Origin of the sequence: Methanothrix soehngenii GP6 (assembly GCF_000204415.1) — an archaeon.
Classification (GTDB): Archaea; Halobacteriota; Methanosarcinia; order Methanotrichales; family Methanotrichaceae; genus Methanothrix; species Methanothrix soehngenii.
The window spans coordinates 2,410,766-2,431,135 of the sequence record NC_015416.1 but is presented as its reverse complement, the minus strand read 5'-3'; the positions used below and the strand labels follow the sequence as shown (position 1 = coordinate 2,431,135).

Genomic DNA, 20,370 nt, shown 5'->3' with positions numbered 1-20,370 from the left:
AGAACGACAAGCATGCTTGTCCATTTTCCGATTTTAGCTGAGGTAATTAAATGGTCGAGGTGTTCAAAGGTACAACTACGGTAGGTGTACTCTGTGATGGAGGTGTAGTCCTTGCATCGGAGAGCCGTGCTACCATGGGCAGCTTCATAGCCAGCAGCCAGGCCAAGAAGATCTATCAGATCGACGACCTGGTGGGTATGACCACTGCCGGAGGTGTAGGTGATGCCCAGTCTCTTGTCCGGATGGTTCAGGTGGAGGCCAGGCTCTATAAGATGCAAAGAGGCGAAGGATTGACGGTCAAGGCCGTCACAACCATGCTCGCCAATATTCTCTCATCCAGACGCTACTATCCTTTTATGGTTCAGCTCATCATGGGCGGTGTGGACAGATACGGCCCCAGGATTTACTCTTTGGATGCCCTGGGAGGTCAGATCGAAGAACGGAGGATTGTCGCTACTGGCTCCGGATCTCCGGTCGCTTATGGCGTATTGGAGGCCATGTACAAGCCGGGTATCAGCGTCGAGGATGGAACTGTTCTGGCGGCTAGGGCAATTCATAACGCTTTGAAGCGAGATTCCGCTTCTGGTGATAAGATCGAGCTCGTTAGGATTACAGATAAATATGAGGAGGTAGGCGAGCCGGAGTATTCGGAGATTATGAATCTCATTTAATCTTTTTTGGATGTGTAATATTGTCGGTAGAAGAAGTACTTTTTGAGCTCAAACGCAAGGTTCAGAGCAAACTGCCCCCGGACATCAACGTCACGGGGCTGGAGTTCGAGGGTCCGGAGCTGGTCATCTACACCGATGACCCCAAGAAGGTGGCTGATGACGGCGAGATCATAAGGAACCTCGCCAAAGAGCTTCGCAAAAGAGTGGTGGTCCGGCCGGACCTGAAGGTATTGGCAGATCCTGAATCTGCCATAATAAAGATCCAGGAGGTCGTGCCCAAAGAGGCAGTCCTCACCAACTACCACTTCGACGGCGAGACCGGTGAGGTGCAGATCGAGGCGGAGAAGCCCGGGCTAGTGATCGGCCGCCATGGTGCCACCCTGCGGGAGATCACAAAGCTGATCGGCTGGACGCCGAAGGTGGTCAGAACCCCGCCGGTTAGATCTTCGACCATCGCTAATATCAAGGATTACCTGCGCAGCGTGCAGAGCGAGAGAAAAAACATCCTGCGCACAGTGGGCAGGAAGATCCACCGTGATATTGCTTCCAAGGACCAGTGGGTCAGAATAACCACCTTAGGCGGCTGTCGGGAGGTGGGCAGAAGCTGTATGCTCCTCTCCACCCCAGAGTCCCGTATTATCATCGACTGCGGAATAAATGTGGGATCGGATGACTCAGCCACCCCATACCTCTATGTACCTGAGGTCTATCCCTTGAACCAGATCGATGCGGTGGTCCTGACCCATGCTCACCTGGACCATGCAGGCCTTGTTCCCATGCTCTATAAGTACGGCTATGAGGGCCCCATCTACTGCACTCCACCTACCAGGGATCTTTTCGTTCTATTGCAGCTGGATTACATCGAGATCGCGGGCAGGGAGGGGAACCGTCTTCCCTATGACTCAGGAATGATTCGCGAGGCGCTTAAGCATACCATCACCCTCAACTATGGAGACGTTACCGACATTGCTCCCGATACCAAGCTGACTATGCACAACGCCGGGCACATCCTGGGCTCGTCCATCGCCCATTTCCATATCGGTGACGGCCTATATAATGTGGCCTTTACTGGAGACTATAAGTTCGAGAGAACCAGGCTCTTCGATCCGGCGGTCTGCAACTTCCCCCGCCTGGAGACCCTGGTGACCGAGGCCACCTACGGGGGGACGAACAGCATCCAACCCTCTCGCAAGGAGGCGGAGGTCAATCTGATCAAAGTGGTAAAGGAGACCATCAACCGGGGCGGCAAGGTTGTAATCCCCGCTTTCTCTGTTGGCCGCAGCCAGGAGGTGATGGTGGTCTTAGAGGAGGCGATCAGAAAGAAGGTGATCGATGAGGTGCCGGTCTGCCTGGACGGCATGATCTACGAGGCCACCGCCATTCATACTACATACCCGGAGTACCTCAATAACGATCTTCGGGATCTTATATTCCATAAAGGAATCAATCCATTCCTAGCGGAGTGCTTTGTCCAGGTGGAGTCTCCCAAGCAGAGGACGGAGATAGTCGAAGGGCCGCCTTGCGTTATACTGGCGACGAGCGGCATGCTCAATGGCGGACCGGTGATCGAGTATCTCAAGCGCCTGGGGCCGGATGAGAAGAATACCCTAGTCATCGTCGGCTATCAGGCAGAGGGAACCCTTGGAAGACGGATTCAGAAGGGATGGAAAGAGGTCCCGCTATCAGTCGACGGAAAGACCCAGACGGTGAAGATCAACCTGGAGGTTACAACAGTCGATGGCTTCTCCGGTCACTCCGATCGCCAGCAGCTCATGGAGTACCTGAGGCGCATATATCCCAAGCCCGGCCGGGTTCTAACCAACCATGGCGAGGAGGGCAACTGTCTGGATCTGGCCAGCTCCATCTACAAGAGATACCGGATTCCCACCATGGCTCCCATGAACCTGGAAACCATCAGGCTGATCTGATCTTCAAAAGCTTTATCAAAGAAAAGGCATAATGTCAATCCTAGTTATTACCGTGAGGTTCTTGTGACTGGAAAAAGGACGCGGATCATTAATGATCCATCAGATCTGGTTCCATTATTGCAGGCCTTCGGCTCAGCCGTTCATAAGAAGATATTCGATGAGCTAAGCCGGGAATGGCGAACTGAGCGGGAGCTAGCTGGCCTTTTCGGCGATGACGCTGGCGTCCACAGAAGCGTAGCCCTTCTGCGCAAGAGTGGCCTGATAGAGACGAAGTGGAGGGTGCCTGAGCCCGGGGAGAGCCCAGAGAAAGAGTATCATTCCACCTACTCTCGCATCCAGGCCAACTTCCAAGCCACCATGGAGGATCTGAGCGAGCTGATCAGCCTTACTTTTATGTCCGATGAGGAGCTGAGGGAGGTAACTGAGAAGCTGCAGAAGATGGTTAATGGAGGCAACAACTCGCTTTCTAATCTTTCCCGGGAGCTGGGACTCAGTCAGGTATTCATTCGTGGCGTGGCCAAGAGGGCAGAAGGACTGGCGGTGCGAGGACAGCGGATAGAGCCTTATGAAGAGGATTTCTGATGGCCAATGTATTGCAGAGCAAGAGGGAAAGCTCTCGTTTTCAGATTCTGGTTGAGATTGCTGCCCATCAGCCCAACCTCCGCCAAAAGGAGGTGGCAAACAAGCTTGGTGTCACCCCTCAGGCGATCTCCGAGTACATCAAAGAGCTGGTGGTAGACGGCCTGGTAACTACAGACGGCCGCATGCGCTACAGCATCACCAAAGAGGGCGTGGAGTGGCTGCTGGAGAGCGCTGCTGAGCTGAAGCGATATGCTCGGGTTGTGATGGAGGAGATCATCAGCCATGTGTCCGTCTGGACGGCGATAGCTGAATCCGATTTGGTCGAGGGAGAGAGTGTCTCCTTGGAGATGAGAGGCGGCCTATTGTATGCCAACAAAAAAGAAAAGATCGAGGCCAGCGGGATTGTCATTGCCAGTGCCAGCGAAGGGGAGGATGTGGGCATCTCAGACTTGCGGGGATTGATAAGCCTGGAGGAGGGGAGGATAACCCTATGCAAGGTTCCGCGAGTGCAAGCAGGCGGATCGAGAGGGGTTGACCTGGAGGTTTTGAAAGGCCTGCTCTCAGAGGAGAGGATGGTGGGGTGCCTGGGAATTGAGGCCCTGGTGGCTCTGAAGAAGGCCGGCAGGAAGCCGGATGTGCTCTTCGGTGCCAAGGAGTTCGCGGTGGAGGCGGCATACCATGGAGTCAGCTCTCTGGTGGTGAGCGTGGACGAGCAGATCCCCGGCCTTTTAACTCGCCTGGAGTCCGAGGGCCTGAAGTACGAGCTCATAGATCTCACTCTTGGCTGAATCGAACTCGCAGATTCAAAGATGACTTTTCAGGTTCTTGCTCAGGCGGACAGGTCTCGCATACAGTTATTGCCCCAGAGCGGGGACAAGGTTCTCTTCGAGGGCCATTTGCGCTTGAAGGATATGCCCCAGGGGCCAAGGGTCTTCAAGTTCCTGGTCAAGAAGGAGAATGAGGCCGAGAGGTACCTTCCTCCAGAGGATGCTATGAGGCTGCTTCGCAAAGCCGGGGCCATCTATCTTGTCAGGGGGGACTCGGCTCTGGAAAAAAGGTTCATGGAGCTATTGGAGTCCTACCAGCTGCAGTACCGCTTCGTCCAGGTCTGCGGCCATTGTCTGGGGCAGAAGAGGGTGACCTATGTGGGGCGAGATGCCATAACCTACAAGGGCGCCCGCATCTGCGAGAACTGTGCAGCAGCAGAGCTTCTCCGAGAGGCTGATTTTCATCATCTGAGCCGTCCTGCCAAGTCCCATCTGGCCAGGATCCTGAAGAAGAGGCGATCTTTGGATGATGTCATCGGCCTGCTATCTTTGCAGAGGCTTGAGCCTGAGCTAACCCGGTTTGATTTCATTCCCGCCAGCCATGAGGAAACTGGTCTGCCCCTGGATTCAATCGACCTGCCTGGACCCCTTAAGGAGCTGTTGCGTCGCAGGCTGACAAGACTCCTGCCCGTCCAGTCCAGGGCGATCTCCGCCGGTCTCCTGGAAGGAAAAAGTCAGCTGGTTGTATCAGCTACAGCTACTGGTAAGAGCCTGATCGGAGAGATGGCTGGGATAAAGAACCTTTTGCAGGGAAAGGGCAAGCTACTGTTTCTGGTGCCTCTGGTGGCCCTGGCCAACCAGAAGTACGATCAGCTCTCCGCTTATAATGAACTGGGCTTTCAGACCTCCATTCGGGTGGGAACAAGTCGCATCCGTCTGGGAAAGAAGAGGAAGATCGTCCAGAGCCTTAATGCCGACATAATATCCGGCACCTACGAGGGCATAGATCAGGTGATCCGCACTAAAAAGAGCCTGGGGCGGGTGGGAACGGTGGTGATCGATGAAGTTCATATGCTGGAAGATGCTGAACGCGGCCATCGTCTGGCCGGGATGATCGCCCGCCTGAGAAATGCTGCCCCAGAGGCGCAATTCATCTTCCTCTCCGCCACAGTAGGAAATCCAGGGGCCCTGGCCAAGCAGTTGAATGCAGCTTTAGTGGAGTACGAGGTGCGGCCGGTGCCCATTGAGCGCCATCTCATCTTCTCCTCGGGAAAAGAGAAGCGAATGCTCTTGCGCCAGTTGGTCGCCCAGGCGGAGAAGCTGATATCGTCTACCGGCTACCGTGGCCAGACCATAATCTTCACCAACTCTCGCAAAAACTGCTATAACCTCGCTCAGGCAATCCCCGGGGCGGCAGCTTATCATGCCGGCCTGCAGTATCCAGAGAGGAAGAGAATCGAGGAGCTATTTGGCCAGGGAAAGATCAGCACTGTGGTGACGACCGCAGCGTTGGCCGCCGGGGTAGACTTTCCCGCCTCCCAGGTGGTCTTCGAGTCCCTGGCCATGGGCATCAACTGGCTGAATGTGCACGAGTTCAACCAGATGCTGGGAAGGGCAGGCAGGCCAGGCTATCATGACCTGGGATTGGTCTACATCTTGGCCGAGCCAGGCCGACGGTTCTCCTCTGGTCGGGGGGAGTCAGAGGATGAGATGGCACTTGCCCTTCTGCATGGCGCTATGGAGGATGTGGCCCCGGAGTTCTCGGATGAGCAGCAGCAAGAGGAGGTCTTAGCCAATGCGGTCGCCTCCAGATCCCGTCAGGAGCTGGAGAAGCTGCATGATCTAACCCTGGGTCTGGATGATCTGGATAGCGCCCTGAATTCTCTCGAGAGGGCCGGTTTGGTCAAAGGCTTTGAGCCCACCCGCCTCGGAGCGGCAGCAGCAGCCCATTTTCTTACCCCAGATCAGACAAATCTCATCGCCAAGAGGATTGGTAAAGGAAGATCCGCTTTGGAAGTGGCAGTTGAACTGGAGGGTTTTGAGGCTATTTATCTGAAGTTCGCCGAGCATATATCCACCAAGCTGCATATGCAGGTCTCCCAGAGGGCTCTGCATGGCTCATTCCTGGATCTATTGAGCAGCTCCGACCTGAACCAGCTGGAGAGGAAGATTCAGAGATACTGCCTGGACTTCGTCCGCGACTTTCTCCGCTGCACCTGCAAGGAGTCTCCCTACTGCGGCTGCGTCCAAAAAAGCATATCATTGTCCATTCTCGATCTGAGGGCGGAAGGCAAGAGCCCGGAAGAGATCATCGATTACTTCAGCGATAGATATGGAATGTATGCCTACCAGGGCGATCTGATCAACTATTTAGACCAGATGGTACGCTATCTGGAGGCCATAGGATCTGTGGCCAGAGTGCTGGGAAAGCCAGAATTAGCGAAGGAGGCGGAGGAGTGGAAGAAAAAGATCGAGGGGGAGTGATCTGATTTCCAAACCCGGAAGTTTCAGGGATAAGAAAAAAGGTCCTCTTCGACATTTGAAAGATATTGCAGGATTTGTACGTGTTTAGCTCACACTTGCTTTTTAAGATTTAGCCACCAAGCAGAAATAAATTGGACCAGAAAAATTAAGTAATATTATGGTAATATTCTTTTATTGAGAGTATGGACGAATCCGAGATTATCCGGCAACTTCGAGAGCAAAATGAGCTATTAAGGCTTGAGAATGAAATGCTCAAAGCCAGGATCCGTGAGCTGGAAGCCCGATTAGCTAAATACGAGAATGCCCATACTCCGCCAAGCCTTCGACGTGGCCGCAATCTCAAAAAGGATAAGACCAACAAGGGAAAGCCCGGCCAAAAGGTCGGGCATAAAGGTATGACCAGACCTTTGGCTATCCCTGATCGCCAAGTGGAGGTTACAGCCGATCGATGTCCGGATTGCGGAGCAAAGCTTAACCTTCCTTTTCGATTTGAATCTAAGGTTATCGAGGAAATTCCCGAACCACAACCGGTCATAGTCACTGAATACAAAATAGCCCATTACATATGTCCATGCTGCCGGAAAGAAGTCGTTGCTCGCGATGCAAATTGCCCGCATGAAGGCAAATTCGGAAATAACGTTATCGCGCAAGCGACCTTGATGAGATACGAAGATCGGCTGCCTCACAGAAAGATTCAGGATACACTGAAACGAATTCATGGCCTGGCATTGAGCCCTGCCACGATATTCGATTTAACTCGCCGTGCTGGCGAAGCAGTTCGGCCGGAATACGATGCTATCTTGGAACGGATTCGTGGCGCTCCGATCCTTTACGTGGATGAAACGGGAATTCATGTCCAGGGAGAAAAGCACTGGATCTGGACATTCACTACGCCATCTGAGACATTTTTTGTGATTCGGAAGAGCCGAGGAACGAATGTCCTGATAGAAGTCTTGACGCGTAGATTTAAAGGGATAATCGTATGTGACGGATGGAAACCGTATGCTAGATTCACAAAGAACTTGCAGCGATGTTGGGCCCATCTACTTCGAGAATCGAAAGATCTTTCTGAGACGTTTGGTGAAGCGGTTCCTTTGCATGAAGCACTCAAGGGGCTCTATGAATCGCTGACCAAGTCTCTAGAATGCGAGCCTCCACCAGAGGTCAGAATGAATATCTGGCAATCGGCACGAGAAGTGCTACAGCATTGGATCGACAGAGAGTACTTGGAAGTTAAGGTCAGGAAATTCATTGGAAAAATCAGCAATGGCTTTGACTACTGGTTCACGTTCATTCTTAATCCAGGTGTGGAGACAACCAATAATAGGGCAGAGAGAGCTTTGCGGCCACATGTTGTGCTGAGAAAAATCTTGGGAACTTTGAGAAATAGAAAGGGAACTGCTATTCATGAGCTAATCATGACAGTGCTGGCAACATGGGGACAAAGAGGATTGGATTGTCTCCAAATGTTAACCATAAGACTAGCCAGCTAAACACGTACCAGGATTTAAATGATGCCTTTTGACTTGAGGGCCACCTTCATTTCTGCTACCTCGCTTTCCAGCTTATCGAACCTCTGGTCCATGCGGCCCTTTATCTCTTTCCTGGATTGCCTCACCTCTTCGATGAGAGTCTCCTGGCCGGATAGCGTATCCTTTTGCAGATCGATCATGACATCCATCTTGCCGCTCAAATTATCATTCATTTGATCGATCTTATCGCTTAAATTATCATTCATTTGATCGATCTTATCGCTTAAATTATCATTCATTTGATCGATCTTACCGCCAATATTTTGATTCATATTATTCACGGCGACGATCAGATTTTTGAGATGGTCTGCTGCCGTATCCAGCCGAGAATCCGTCTCTCCTCTATCCACCAGCTTATAGAACCGATTGACGTCGTCCCTTGGGGTGGAATACTCCTTCTCTATGCTGGATACATCAATCAGGGTATTCTTGATGCAGATGGCCTCTTCAAACCACTTCAGCTTATCCTCATCCCCTTCGGCTATGATCTTGACCCGGCCATCATCCAGGTTCTCAACCGTCCCCTTCAATCCCAGCACCCGGGCTATATCCGTGACCCTGGCACGGTATCCCCTCTGATGCACGTTGCCCGAGACATAGGCAGTAAGCCTCTTCATCAATATGAGGATTTTATGCTCTTTGTATATGATTATATCGTCTTGCCTGAAAAATCAATGCAAAGTGATGGATGAAGGGCATGGCCGAGGGTTCGGACCCGGAGCGTTCTCGGGGCGCTAAGATGATATAAATAAAGTGCAAACAAAGCCATGGGAGCCTGCTTGTATTAATACATCCGGGCATCATAAACATGAGGAGAATACATGAAGATATCAGCGTTAATACCGATTGGCATGGTCTTTATAATGATTATAGCAGCCCTGACCATCAGCGCATCAGCTGGGTGCTCAACTTGTTCTAAGGAAGGGGACTGGACCCTAAGCGCAACCAGCTTCCTGGAGGGTATTCCCATTAATGAAACCCAACAGGATTATGGACCAAAGGCAACGCGCATGACCACTTCTCAGTTTGAGAAAGAATCCGGGGCAGAGAAGGAGAACCCAGAAGGCACAGCAATTGCCGCTCCCGCTCAGATTGAACCCACTGCTAACACGGGTTCCGGGCCAGCTATATTCCTGGTGAGCATCAATGCCGATCCGATAAATGTGACAGCAGGCAGCACCGTCAATATCACTGCTTTGCTTGCCGCCGCTGGTGATGGACTGACTACAAGCGACAATAATAGCACTTCTGACAGCCAGAGCAGAATCACCGCCAGCGCCACTATAATTAATTCTACAGGCATCAATTCGGGAAATGCGGTCTTGATCAAGGGCTCTGGGAATGAGTATACCGGCATTTGGAATGCCAATGTCCCTCCAGGCAAATACAGCGTCAACGTGTCTGCCGCATCATTGCAGGGAAGTGAGACCTTCAATGGTGTTCTGCAGATAAATGTGCTCGAATAGGGCCTTGAGGCCATGCGGGTGGCAGGCCCATTAAAGAAGCTCGGATAACATCCGCCTTCGAGGCAGATCGGTCTCCATAAGACGAAACTTGGGACGGAGCCTTCCCCTGAATTTGCTCCAGGTGAAGAGGAGGATGGTGTTGGCGCTATCCGTCTCCATTTGTTTATTTTTCAGGCTCTCCAGATCCTCTTTCTCCTCTGCTGTCAGGTCGATATCGAACTCTCTGCCGGTCTTCCAGTTGAAAAGTCGGGCCAGAAATATAGTTCGAATGTGCTCCTGTCTACCTCTGGAGAGCTCCTCTTCGGCAAACAGATCTGCAGCATACTCCACCGGGCTTTTTATCCTCTGGCACTTCTCATCCGGCTGGCATAGCTCAAGATCCTCAATGCCCAGGTCGGGATAGCCCTTGCTCTGCCGCTGCATAGTCTCGCACTTTGGGCAGTTCATATTCCCAAACCATTTCCTGTAGATCCTCTCCTCTGTAGATATAGCACCCCGCCAGAGGGATCCTGCCTCCTTTTCGTTCCAACCGCATTGGCCCAGGAATGAGGCCAGGATCGCTCCTCTCCTGTGCATTCCCTTTTCGCCTCCAGGCCCTCTAATTATATTCTTTATGCAAGGAGGGAATTCGCTGGCTGAAATTGCATTTAAAGAGATCCAGATCGTCTCCTCATGCTCTTCTATTGCCAGCACTGATATGGGAATCTCCTCCTCGACCTTGGCAGAAGGATGTGATCTGGGTGGTGGTGGCATTTTCTGCTCAATCTCTTCTCATTCTCGCTTGTGGCCTCCCTCGAAGTAATCGTGGGTATCCTTATCCGGCCGGGCCTCCTGAGGTGCGGGGACCAGACCCTTTTCCACCTCATAGCTCATCCTCTTCTTGAGAATGCACCCTCCTTTGCGCAGCCCTCCTAACGGATTTTTGGGAGTGCCCATGGAGTTCATGCATCGAGCCATCACCGCTGCTCCTCTGGCCAGGCCATCGTCCACGAAGACCACATTTCTGTCCGTATGATCATACAGCCCGAGCTTATCTATCTCCTCTAAGATCAGGCGGGGCTTGTTGCCTGTGATACCCGCCCTACCGGTCACACCAATGGCGGTCTTGCCGGTGACTATGCCCTCCTCGACCCCAACCTGGACCAGCCTGCGGGCCACCCGGGCCATGGCCAGGTCCAGAGCACCAAAGAGTACCTTCAGATCTCGGCTTTTGGTGCTATTGATATCCGCGCCGATTCCGGAGAGCTTCTCCAGGTCGCTGCCGTTTACCCCCACGTCGCAGCCGATAAGGACCACATTGTTCTTGGCCGCTGCATCTGGATTCACCGGAACGAGGCCGTATTTTTTGCGATTTAATGGAACCTTTTCGATGATCACCAGCTCGTCGATCCGGTCGGCATAGGCCTGGGCCTCCTTTCCATAGTCGGGCTTCAGGCCGGCGTCGAATATGTCCAGGGTCGCCCCTATCTTCCTGTCCACCAGCCCTGTGCCCTGGACCACGGCATCAGGTATAGCACCAGCTAGGCCCAGTAGGTTGCCAATGGTATGGGCATAGGGCAGCTCTTCGCTCGTCACCCTGCCGTCCAGGGTGGTGCCGAAGTCCATGGAGAGGCAGGGGTTTCGAAAGTCCACGTCTGTCCAGCGGCTGCCCTCCTTGATTCCGGCGGTGGCAAGCTCTCCTTCCATCTCATTGGCCACCACCTCTACTCCGGTGGACCCCTGGGGCGGGAAGCAGGAGGCCACTGCTCCCATGAAGATGACCTTCTCGATCATGGTATATCTCTTGAACTTCTCCAGGATGTTGTGTATGCTCATCGCCGGGGTCATGAGCCGGGGAGGGACGCCGGCATCGAGGCAGCCCTGGGCCAGGGCTTGAATGAATATTCCTACCTGCTCGGGAGAGTCCAGCTCGGCCACTACGCCGGTTGAGCGCACCACGAAGTTCAGATCGGTCTTGATGTCCAGACGGGCTCTATCGTGGCTCTCGATCAGGGTGTTTTTCACCAGCTCGGCAACGGACTCCTTGGTGAGGGGGGTGCCATTGATGGTATGGGCAAAGATCTCTTCTCCTGGTTTTGGCGGCCTCACATCTCTGGTCATCTTTACCGTCTTGTTCACGATGTAGGTCTTGCCGGTATTCAGATCGGTAGCAGTAAGTATGCTCTTAGTGGTGGTATTGCCCACCTCCACCGAGGCCACGATGTAGAAGGGCTTGCTCCTCAGTTCCAGGTAGTTGAACGGCGGGCTTTCCGCTATGCGTGGTGAAAATTTCGGCTTGAAGAGGCGACCAAGGTTCATGGCAGAAAAGAGAGCGCTGGAGACATTAAAGCTTTGGGTTGGGTATCATTTCCTCCAAATTCATGTTTGGGTCAAATCCGCATGCATCTGGCTGTAATTCACAATTTTTTTGGGATGGCAAATCATGGTTCGCCATAGATTCTGATAGCATCATTTCCAGATAGTTTGTTTCCAGAAGCTCCCTCAAATTCTATGTCCCTTCCCCAGTGCCAGCTCTTTGCCTGGTTAGCAGATATACGGTTATTTTCGGATTGAAGGATCGCAATGGCCTGACCTATTGGACCATAGCAGCACAAACTGTTATCATCTATTGTGTTATTGTGAGAGAACATAAGGCGAATACCCTGGCCAAGGATGCCGTTTGAGGCGACGGTATTATTCTCGATGAGACAGTTATTGCTTTCGAGAAGAGCGACTCCCATTCCACTAAACAAGCCGCTGCCAGTAATCTCATTATCATTTACGGAATTGAACTCCGAGCAATAAATCATTATTCCCCCGTTAATTAGCCCTCCAATGTCGATTATATTTTTGCGTATTATGTTGTGATTGGAGGAATTCAGAAGATATATGCCGTAACTAACCCCAAGACTATCCTTCCCATGGCTGCTTATCTCATTTCTTTCGATGGTGTTATCGCATGAGTTCCTGAGAAATATTCCCGTTCCTCCGTTTCTCGCGTCATTATAGAAAATTTTGTTGCCAGATGACTCTTGGAGAACGATGCCAGTGCGACTATCTTTTACTTCATTTCTATGGATGACGTTGTTATTCGAAGTGATCCTGATTCCGCCCTGATGCCAGCCGCTTGAGTTTCCAGCATCTATTCCCTCGATTAAGCAGCCGTCTGCAGTGATGTTGATGGTGCTTCCACTGTGCTTTGCCCATATCACCGGCATATCGATCCCTTTCACTGTCAGCTGTTTATCGATCTCGATGTTCTCGGTATAGGTCCCATTGAGCACTCTAATTGTGTCACCTGGATTGGCTAGATCAATCGCCTTCTGGATGCTTTGGCCAGGATTGACCTCGATTACGGCGGCATGAGAGAGCCCCACAATGAAGATAATGGCTATTGGAAGATAAATTGATATAATTATACTGTCTCTTATATTACCTCTATCCATATTCATTATATTCATAGGTTATTGAATAAATTTTATGAACTTAAAATTTTCGTCTACAATGGAAATTATGAGGCCCATGCAATCCGATAGATTAGGCATTAAGCCGATGTCGGATCCCTCTGGCTAGCTCCTCATCCCTTTGAATATTATAGACAACTTCTTGTCACAATCGTCTATATCTATAGAGTTGCTAATGGAAGTGGACGATCCGGGAGCACTGCTCCTTGCCTCCTGCATCCTCGGATCACCCCCTCCTCCCTCACCTTTTCTTTTTCATCTGACCGACGTTCCCGTTCCCGCGTTCAGTCCTTCAATCCGTCGGTTGTCACCGAGAAGACCGCTTCCCCATCAGGCAGGTTGGGCGAATCCACCAGGCGAGCGATGCGTTTCTCCCCTTTGGATTTTCGCAGGTAGAGCCGGAAGGTGGAGGTATGGCCCAGGACATGCCCTCCCACCGGTTTAGTCGGATCTCCGAAGAAGGTGTCCGGCTTGGACATGACCTGATTGGTCACCAGGATCAGGGCGTTGTTCAGGTCTCCAAAGCGCATCAGGTCGTGAAGATGCTTGTTGAGCTTCTGCTGGCGGTCGGCCAGGGTCCCCCGCCCCACATACTCTGCCCGGAAATGGGCAGTCACCGAGTCCACGATGAGCAGCCGGACCGGCCTCTCAGAATCTTTGACCTTCTCCGCCAGGTCCATGGCGCTCTCCGCCAGCAGGATCTGGTGATTGGAGTTGAAGGCCCTGGCCACGTTGATGTTCTTTAAGAAATCCTCAGTCTCCCAGATCCGGCCGTCGGGTGCAGGCGGCAGCCCCTTGACCATCTGGTCGATGCGCTCCGGCCGGAATGTGTTCTCAGTATCGATTATGATGACGGAGCCATTCAGCCCGCCCATCTCCACCGGCAGCTGGATATTCACTGCCAGCTGGTGGGCGACCTGGGTCTTGCCGCATCCGAACTCTCCGTAGAGCTCCACAATGGCCTGAGTCTCCATACCTCCGCCCAGCAGCTCATCGAAGCTCTTGCAGCTTGTAGTGACCTTACCCACCTGCTTTCTTCTCTCCAGGATGCGGTCACCGGTCTCAAAGCCGCCTACGTCTGCCGCTTCCCGTGCCCCGGCTATGATCTTGGCGGCAGTGGCCTCACCAACCTCCGCTGCGCTCACCAGCTCTCCAGGAGAGGCAACGGCAATGGCTTCGATTGAGTTGAATCCCGCCTCGCGCAGCTTTTCGGCAGTGGCCGGACCTACGCCCGGCAGGTCTTCCAGTAGTTTTATTGCCATCTTCACAGTTCCTCTGGTAGGTGTTCTCATAACTCACATAACTTCCTTACTCAGGCGGGGCGAAAGTAATCCTGGTGCGCCATCCGCAGGAGAGTTCCAATCCCTCATTCCAGCCGCTCTTGACCTGCGCATCGATAATCTCCGCCCTGTATCCAAGATCAACCTCCACCAGTCGATCGACATGCTCTCCCCATAGAGCTGCCCGGATCCGGCCGGAATCATCAGAGATGTAGATATTCGCCACCCGGCCCATTCTGCCATCATCCCTCTGAAACTCCCGCACCTCCCCCAGGCCGGATACAAAGCCGGAAACGCTAGAGAGCATTCCCTCTTTCAGCTCCGCTATTGGGGTCATCCTCTCTGAGAAGTCCAGCTTTTTAGTGCTCTTGCGAATAGCGGTGCTCCCACCGGTCTGGATCTCCAAGAGGCCGTACCTCTCCCGGACTGAGCCGCCGACGATCTCAAGCGTCTCCCCCTTAAGAAGAGGCATCTGGGCCTGCTCATCCCAGAGGGTGAGCCGGACCTTGCCGGTCTCATCTCCCAGCGTCACCCCTCGAACCTGGCCCTTGCCCCCATCTCGGCGCTCAAACTCCCTCATCTCTCCCGGATCCACAACCGCCGCCAGAAGGTTGACATCGCTCATGTCCCTCTTCAGCTCTCCAATCTTGTAAGGCGCGACGCGTGGATGAATATCCTGATCTATCTCCTCGAACCCGCCACCGCGGCCAAGGCTGACCTCAGTCCCCGCAAATCCCTCTTTGGCCAGTCCCCTCACCTTGAGGCACTGGTCCACAGCGAGGTCCCCTGACTTGATTAGCTCTGCTGTCTCGTCCCAGAGGGCGACACGCACCGACCCGGTCTCGTCCGCCAGGGTGATGTTTGCCACCCTGCCAAGAGATCCGTCTGATCGCTGAAACTCCCGCACAGGAGATACGGCGATCACCCTGCCGGTGAATGTGACGTTCCCCATCTCAGGCCGGATGCTCCCGATCTTGGTCAGAAGATCAGGGCTGCCCAGGTCCCTGGCCACCAGCATGGCCGCGGTCCGGGAGTCGCATAAGCCGGCCATAAGGGCCACCTTCTCTTTCACCCTCTCCTCGAATTCTTCAGGTGATATGCTGTCTGCAACCTGACGGTAAATCTCCTCCAGCTCTGAATCCATCAACGATCATCCATGAATGGCATAACGCTCCTGCGTACTTCTCAGGTAGGGGGCATTGCATCGGGAGAGGAAGGCATTAGAGACTTCAATGGGATCTCCGTCTGCAACCAGCGCGCCGTTCTCCATCAGTATGGCCCGGTGAGATACCTCTTTGACGAAATCCACATGATGACTCACCAGGATAATGGTCGTACCAAACTCCGAGTTGATCTTCTTTATGGCATTGGAGACCTCCCGCAATGTGATGGGATCGATATCTCCAAACGGCTCGTCCAGAATCATAACCTCTGGCTGGGCGGCAAGGAGAATGGCCAGGGAGGCTCTCACCAGCTCCCCGCCGGATAGCTGCCTGGGAAGCTTCCACATGACACTTCTGTCCAAATCCAGCAGGTCGAATATGGGCTCAGCGAACTTCTGGGCCTCAGTGTTTGGAAAGCGGGGGAATAGATCTTTGAATATATCCCTCGTCAGCCCCAGAGACTCCAGAGCGGACTTTGCATCCTCTTCAGACATATCCGCCATGGCATAGATGATATCCAACACCTTTTCGCTTATGCCCATCTCCTCGGCTACGGAACGGGCATATCCAATCACATCGGTGCTCTTGATGCCCATCTGATATGCGATCTGATCGATGATGGTCTCCCCGGCATAAAGGGCGAACTCCTGGTACATGACACCCAAAGTTCGACGCACATTCATCCTATGGGGTGAATAGGTGAGCATATCCACCCATTCATCGCCATAGCGGTAATAGACCGCTCCAGCATCCGGCATTCTGACTCCTTGCATGATCTTGAGAAGGGTGGTCTTTCCTCCGCCGCTGTTGCCTATGAAAGAGGTGATCTCCCCTTTGTTGATGTCGAAATTGAGATTCTCTATCCTGAGGACGTCTAAAACCTCTCCCTTGCAGACCTGGCAGCTCCTCTTGGACAGGTCTCTCACCTTGATCAATGGTCCCAGGTTTCTTCTTGGCGCCAAAGGCTCGGGCTTTCCAATTCCCGCCATAAACCTGTTCAGGATCTCTCGTGGCTCTCCAACAGCTACGATCTCGCCCTTCTCCAGCCAGATCAGCCTGTCCGCCAGATAATTGTGGACCTCCGGCAGGTGGGAGACGACGACTATTGTCAGGCCAAGCTTATCCCGAACGTTCTTGATGGCATCTAAAACCTCCTGCTTCGTGGCCGGGCAGGCCATGGTGGCCGGCTCGTCCAGCAAGAGGACCTTGGGCTTTTTGGCCAGCTGTCTGGCGATCACAAGCCTCTGCTTCTCACCGCCGCTGAGGATGGTTGCCAGGTGGCTGGCCTTCTTTTCCAGGCCCACCAGGCCCAGGTAAAAGAGCCCCTCTTTGTACATTTCATCATAATCAGCATTCTCGGGTATGGGCAGGACCTCATAGCCCGTCTTGCGTGAATGAATTCGTCGCACCACGTTATTGAGAGCGGACTCCGTCCAAAGGGCAAAGTCCCTTTGCAGGTGTATGGCGGTGGCCGCCATCCGCGCCCTTATCTCCTCATCGCTGGAGTCTGGGGTGATGGTAATGCCGTCCATGGTGATCTTGCCGGAATCAAAGCGATCCATGCCTCGCAGGATCTTCATCAGGGTACTCTTTCCGCCTCCGCTCTTGCCCACTATTCCCAAAATCTCGCCCGGCTGGGCGGTGAAGCTTATGGCTTTAAGGGCTTCGATATCCCTGTCGTTTAGCCTGTAAGTCTTGGAAAGATTCTCTATCTGCAGCAAAATCATACCTCCTAACGTACTTTTGTTCCCGTTTCCACTGCCTCTCTCGGCCTGAGAAGCACTGCCCTGCCTTCCACATCAGCCGCCAGGAGCATGGCCTGTGATTCTATTCCGAAGAGCTTGGCCGGCTTCAAATTGACCAAAACCACCACCTTCGTGCCCACAAGGTCCTCTTTTGCATAGGACTGGGCGATGCCTGCTACCACCTGGCGGATCTCTCCTCCTATATCCACATTGAGCTTGAGGAGCTTGTTTGAGCCTTTAATGGCCTCTGCATTCTTGATCTCCCCTATTCTTATATCCATGGACTGGAAATCCTCAAAGGAGATCTCTTCTTTCTTCTTATCTTGCGTTCCCTTGCCTTTGGATCCGGCCTCTTTTATCCTATCCATGAAGATCTTCTCCAGTTCTTTGACGAATTTCTCCTCCAGGCGGTCAAAGAGGATCTCAGGGGTTCCCAGGCTCTGGCCGGAGTCCAGGGGCACAAGAGCATCTTCTAAAGCGATCTTACTGACCTCTCCTGGCATGCCCAGCTGCTTCCAGGCGTTTTGCATCTTTGCGGGCATTACCGGTTCCATCAGAATTACCAGCGCTTTGGCGATCTGCAGGCAGCTTCGAAGGACAGAGCCTGCGGCATCCTTGTCGCTTTTGACCAGCTTCCAGGGCTCATGGCTCTGGAAGTAGGTGTTCCCATAATCGGCCAGGGTCATCACGCTGTCTGTGGCCTTCTTGAACTCGTACTCCTCCAGGCCGGATACAACCTCAGCCATGGTCTCTTCGATCCGGGCCAAAACATCAGCATCGATCTTGCCCTCAGGCACCTTTCCCTCGAAGTTTTTCACGCTGAAGGTGAGGGCCCGGTTGATGAAGTTGCCAAAAGCCCCCACAAGCTCGGAGTTGACCTTATCGGCAAATATGTTCCAGGCGAAGTTGACCTCTTTATTATGAGCGGTATAGCTGGCCAGGTAATAGCGCAGAAGGTCGGGATGCAATCCTCGGTCCATGTAGTCGTCCTTCACCCAGATGACATTGCCCCGGGATTTGGAGAACTTCTTGTCATCGATCTTGAGCATGCCGCTGGCAACTACTGCCGAGGGCAGGGTGTATCCCGCTCCTTTGAGCATCGCCGGCCAGAAGATGCAGTGATGATAGACGATATCTCCGCCGATGAAGTGAATGATCTGGGAAGGTTTTTTCCAGTAGTCCTCCCAGTCCCGGCCAGACCTGGCGCACCACTCCTCAGTGAAGGCGATATAGCCTATAGGAGCGTCCACCCAGACGTAGACTACCAGGTCGTCGCTGCCTGGAAATCTGACCCCCCAGGCCATATTGCGGGTTATGCACCAGTCCTTGAGCTCCGAGCGGACCCACTCCGTGGCATAGTTCCTGGCTGAGGCGGTCCCCCCCAGGGTCTGCAGATGCTCGAGCAGGAAGTCCCGGAATCCAGAGAGGCGGAAGAAGTAATGAGTCTGTTTGCGGTACTCTGCCCGGCCGCCGCAAACCTTACAGATGGCATTCTTGATCTCTCCCGGCTCCAGGTGGCGACCGCATCCCATGTCGCACTCGTCTCCCCGGGCGGGCTTGCCGCAGTAGGGACACTCCCCTTCCACATATCTATCCGGCAGGAAGCGCTCGCATTTGGGGCAATAGGCAAGATCGATCTCCCTGGGATAGACGTAGCCGTTCTCCATGAGAGCTTCTACCATCTCTTTGGTGCGATTGTGGCAAGCAGGATCGTCAGTATCGCCAAAGAAGTCGAAATCAATCTCCATTCCCTGGAAGATCTCATCGAAGTGCTGGTGATACTTGATGGACAGAGCCTTGGGGGTCATTCCCTGAGCCTCGGCATTGACCACGATCGGGGTTCCATGGGAATCCGAGCCGCAGACGAAGAGCACCTCTTTGCCCATCTTTCTCAATCCTCGGACGAAGATGTCCGCTGGTACATAGGTTCTTAGGTGGCCCAGATGACAGGGCCCGTTGGCGTAAGGGAGGCCGCAGGTTACAAGGATAGGCATTGACAATTAAGAACACCGCCGCTGGATATGAAAGAACAGGGAGATATAGGTTTCCCAATAGCTCTCGGGGGCATGGTACAGGGATCCTGGTCGGAAGAATCCTGGATAAAATGTATATAACCGGATGATAAAATACAGACAATAGCAGAATGCAATTTAAATGCGAAAAAGCATGAAGTCAGCCATTTCATGAGAGATGATGGCAAAAGTGGGGATATTCAATGAATAAGATGTGTTTAATTATTCCGGCCTTCTTACTGGCACTGGCTATGGGCCCGGCAGGAGCCTACCCTCTGCAGGCCAGCGATGGAAATGCTACGGTAGTCCTGTTTGGTTCAATCAGGATGCCATTTGAGTTAAATGATAGTGAGGAGGTCCTGAAGGTGGATACCGGGCTTCTGAACGCCTCGAATGCCACATATCAAATGATGGATCAGTATGATGCTGTTTACGATCCAGCGATGTACAAACCCCTGAACGAGGGAAGGCAGCTGGTCTATTTCGTGGTTCCAAAGGACAGCCTCTTCAAGTTGATTACTGCGACTCCTGAGGGCGGAAGGCCGATCAACATCAACTGGTGGGCTACACCAAAAGCCGGCAATGAGTTTCTGCTGATAAGGTACTATGGGATCACAGACTGGCTGATAAATCCCGACGAGCAGGGAATAGTGGTTCAGGTCCGTGGCCAGAACAATGGCACCCAGGATGTAGTATTCAGTCCAGAGAATTTCGTCCTTCTTGATCAGTGGGGCTGGCCGTATAGTGCAACTGCGGGATTCGATACCGAGGTCATAACTACTGGAAACGCGAGCCAGGATCGTGCGCTGGTGGGCTTCAGCGGCATCTCTTTGCAGAGCAGGCCTGTGTCTCTGGTGTATGGCTACTATACCGATAGTCCCATTGTCATTGACTTTAATAGCGACTATCTGCAGCTCACAAATGAGCAGGTCTATGGGACGGCGGGAGCACAAAATGTCTCCGCAGCTCAGCCTGCCGGGCAAGCAGTCCAGCCGATTGCATTGGCCGCTGCAGCGACAAACGAGAGTGCTGTAGCTGGAGCTGCGGCCAACAACACCACAGCCCAGAACGCAACCGTGGCCTCCAACATCAATTCCAGCGTCAGCTCCACCAAGGCCAGGCTTGCTGCCGCGAGAGAGAGGCTCAAACAGCAGACCAAGGATGATACATCAGCGGAAACACCAGCGGGCAATGCTACCCCCGGCACTGTCGAGCCTATAACCTCGCTAAACACAAACGATATCATGTAGATATAGGGCTGAAAAAAGATCCAATGTCGATCAAGCTGAGAACAATG

At 53.0% G+C, this 20,370-nt stretch carries 16 protein-coding genes; 8 read left to right on the top strand and 8 right to left on the bottom strand.

All coding sequences use genetic code 11. The features are described from left to right. Positions 1-50 precede the first annotated feature (50 nt). The 6 genes from psmB to tnpC all read left to right on the top strand — a co-directional run bounded on the left by psmB (position 51) and on the right by tnpC (position 7,925). A complete protein-coding gene (gene psmB, locus MCON_RS12140; protein ID WP_013720252.1) occupies positions 51-671 on the top strand; it encodes an archaeal proteasome endopeptidase complex subunit beta in 621 nt (206 codons plus the stop codon). Positions 672-691: 20 nt separating this feature from the next. Continuing rightward, positions 692-2,599, top strand: a complete 1,908-nt coding sequence (locus MCON_RS12135) for a beta-CASP ribonuclease aCPSF1 (RefSeq protein WP_013720251.1) — start codon at positions 692-694, stop codon at positions 2,597-2,599. Positions 2,600-2,662: 63 nt separating this feature from the next. Further along, complete coding sequence (locus MCON_RS12130) at positions 2,663-3,181, top strand: ArsR family transcriptional regulator (protein ID WP_013720250.1); 519 nt, start codon at positions 2,663-2,665, stop codon at positions 3,179-3,181. Beyond that, positions 3,181-3,969, top strand: coding sequence for a DUF7839 domain-containing protein (locus MCON_RS12125; protein WP_013720249.1), 789 nt, complete (start codon positions 3,181-3,183; stop codon positions 3,967-3,969). The genes MCON_RS12130 and MCON_RS12125 overlap by 1 nt, the downstream gene beginning before the upstream one ends. Before the next feature lie 21 nt (positions 3,970-3,990). Further along, positions 3,991-6,432, top strand: a complete 2,442-nt coding sequence (locus tag MCON_RS12120; protein ID WP_013720248.1) for a DUF5814 domain-containing protein — start codon at positions 3,991-3,993, stop codon at positions 6,430-6,432. 182 nt (positions 6,433-6,614) lie between these two features. Beyond that, complete coding sequence (tnpC, locus tag MCON_RS12115; protein ID WP_013720247.1) at positions 6,615-7,925, top strand: IS66 family transposase; 1,311 nt, start codon at positions 6,615-6,617, stop codon at positions 7,923-7,925. A gap of 14 nt (positions 7,926-7,939) precedes the next feature. Here tnpC and MCON_RS15340 read toward each other — a convergent pair whose 3' ends face one another. After that, a complete protein-coding gene (locus MCON_RS15340; protein ID WP_013720246.1) occupies positions 7,940-8,581 on the bottom strand; it encodes an acylphosphatase in 642 nt (213 codons plus the stop codon). Between the two features lie 204 nt (positions 8,582-8,785). On the opposite strand from MCON_RS15340, the gene MCON_RS12105 reads away from it, so the two are divergent. Beyond that, the gene (locus MCON_RS12105; RefSeq protein ID WP_013720245.1) at positions 8,786-9,430 is read left to right on the top strand and encodes a hypothetical protein; all 645 of its coding nucleotides are present in this window, start codon (positions 8,786-8,788) and stop codon (positions 9,428-9,430) included. Positions 9,431-9,460: 30 nt separating this feature from the next. On the opposite strand, the gene MCON_RS12100 is transcribed toward MCON_RS12105, so the two are convergent. From MCON_RS12100 to metG, 7 genes are all read right to left on the bottom strand, one after another. Next, positions 9,461-10,183, bottom strand: a complete 723-nt coding sequence (locus tag MCON_RS12100) for a hypothetical protein (protein ID WP_013720244.1) — start codon at positions 10,181-10,183, stop codon at positions 9,461-9,463. A gap of 18 nt (positions 10,184-10,201) precedes the next feature. Further along, positions 10,202-11,728: a methanogenesis marker 14 protein gene (locus MCON_RS12095; protein WP_013720243.1), complete on the bottom strand. Its 1,527-nt coding sequence runs from the start codon at positions 11,726-11,728 to the stop codon at positions 10,202-10,204. 122 nt (positions 11,729-11,850) lie between these two features. Then, positions 11,851-12,870 carry a right-handed parallel beta-helix repeat-containing protein gene (locus MCON_RS12090; protein WP_013720242.1) on the bottom strand — a complete coding sequence of 340 codons (1,020 nt, stop codon included), beginning with the start codon at positions 12,868-12,870 and terminating at the stop codon, positions 11,851-11,853. A 287-nt stretch (positions 12,871-13,157) separates the two neighbouring features. Then, positions 13,158-14,135: a DNA repair and recombination protein RadA gene (radA, locus tag MCON_RS12085; RefSeq protein WP_013720241.1), complete on the bottom strand. Its 978-nt coding sequence runs from the start codon at positions 14,133-14,135 to the stop codon at positions 13,158-13,160. Positions 14,136-14,181: 46 nt separating this feature from the next. Then, positions 14,182-15,297, bottom strand: coding sequence for an OB-fold nucleic acid binding domain-containing protein (locus MCON_RS12080; protein ID WP_013720240.1), 1,116 nt, complete (start codon positions 15,295-15,297; stop codon positions 14,182-14,184). A gap of 6 nt (positions 15,298-15,303) precedes the next feature. Further along, positions 15,304-17,037 (bottom strand): ATP-binding cassette domain-containing protein, encoded by a 1,734-nt coding sequence (locus MCON_RS12075; RefSeq protein ID WP_013720239.1) that lies wholly within the window; start codon positions 17,035-17,037, stop codon positions 15,304-15,306. Positions 17,038-17,048: 11 nt separating this feature from the next. Continuing rightward, a complete protein-coding gene (metG, locus tag MCON_RS12070) occupies positions 17,049-19,055 on the bottom strand; it encodes a methionine--tRNA ligase (RefSeq protein WP_013720238.1) in 2,007 nt (668 codons plus the stop codon). A gap of 221 nt (positions 19,056-19,276) precedes the next feature. Between metG and MCON_RS12065 the strand changes: the two genes are divergently transcribed. Next, the gene (locus MCON_RS12065) at positions 19,277-20,323 is read left to right on the top strand and encodes a hypothetical protein (RefSeq protein WP_013720237.1); all 1,047 of its coding nucleotides are present in this window, start codon (positions 19,277-19,279) and stop codon (positions 20,321-20,323) included. The last annotated feature ends 47 nt before the right edge of the window (positions 20,324-20,370 follow it).

Bases quoted from the DNA above. Each gene is read 5' to 3' on its own strand.
- psmB (WP_013720252.1), top strand. From the start codon at position 51: ATGGTCGAGGTGTTCAAAGGTACAACTACGGTAGGTGTACTCTGTGAT.
- MCON_RS12095 (WP_013720243.1), bottom strand. From the start codon at position 11,728: ATGAACCTTGGTCGCCTCTTCAAGCCGAAATTTTCACCACGCATAGCG.
- MCON_RS12080 (WP_013720240.1), bottom strand. From the start codon at position 15,297: ATGGATTCAGAGCTGGAGGAGATTTACCGTCAGGTTGCAGACAGCATA.
- MCON_RS12120 (WP_013720248.1), top strand. From the start codon at position 3,991: ATGACTTTTCAGGTTCTTGCTCAGGCGGACAGGTCTCGCATACAGTTA.
- MCON_RS15340 (WP_013720246.1), bottom strand. From the start codon at position 8,581: ATGAAGAGGCTTACTGCCTATGTCTCGGGCAACGTGCATCAGAGGGGA.
- metG (WP_013720238.1), bottom strand. From the start codon at position 19,055: ATGCCTATCCTTGTAACCTGCGGCCTCCCTTACGCCAACGGGCCCTGT.
- MCON_RS12065 (WP_013720237.1), top strand. From the start codon at position 19,277: ATGAATAAGATGTGTTTAATTATTCCGGCCTTCTTACTGGCACTGGCT.
- MCON_RS12105 (WP_013720245.1), top strand. From the start codon at position 8,786: ATGAAGATATCAGCGTTAATACCGATTGGCATGGTCTTTATAATGATT.
- MCON_RS12090 (WP_013720242.1), bottom strand. From the start codon at position 12,870: ATGAATATAATGAATATGGATAGAGGTAATATAAGAGACAGTATAATT.
- MCON_RS12125 (WP_013720249.1), top strand. From the start codon at position 3,181: ATGGCCAATGTATTGCAGAGCAAGAGGGAAAGCTCTCGTTTTCAGATT.
- MCON_RS12100 (WP_013720244.1), bottom strand. From the start codon at position 10,183: ATGCCACCACCACCCAGATCACATCCTTCTGCCAAGGTCGAGGAGGAG.
- tnpC (WP_013720247.1), top strand. From the start codon at position 6,615: ATGGACGAATCCGAGATTATCCGGCAACTTCGAGAGCAAAATGAGCTA.
- radA (WP_013720241.1), bottom strand. From the start codon at position 14,135: ATGGCAATAAAACTACTGGAAGACCTGCCGGGCGTAGGTCCGGCCACT.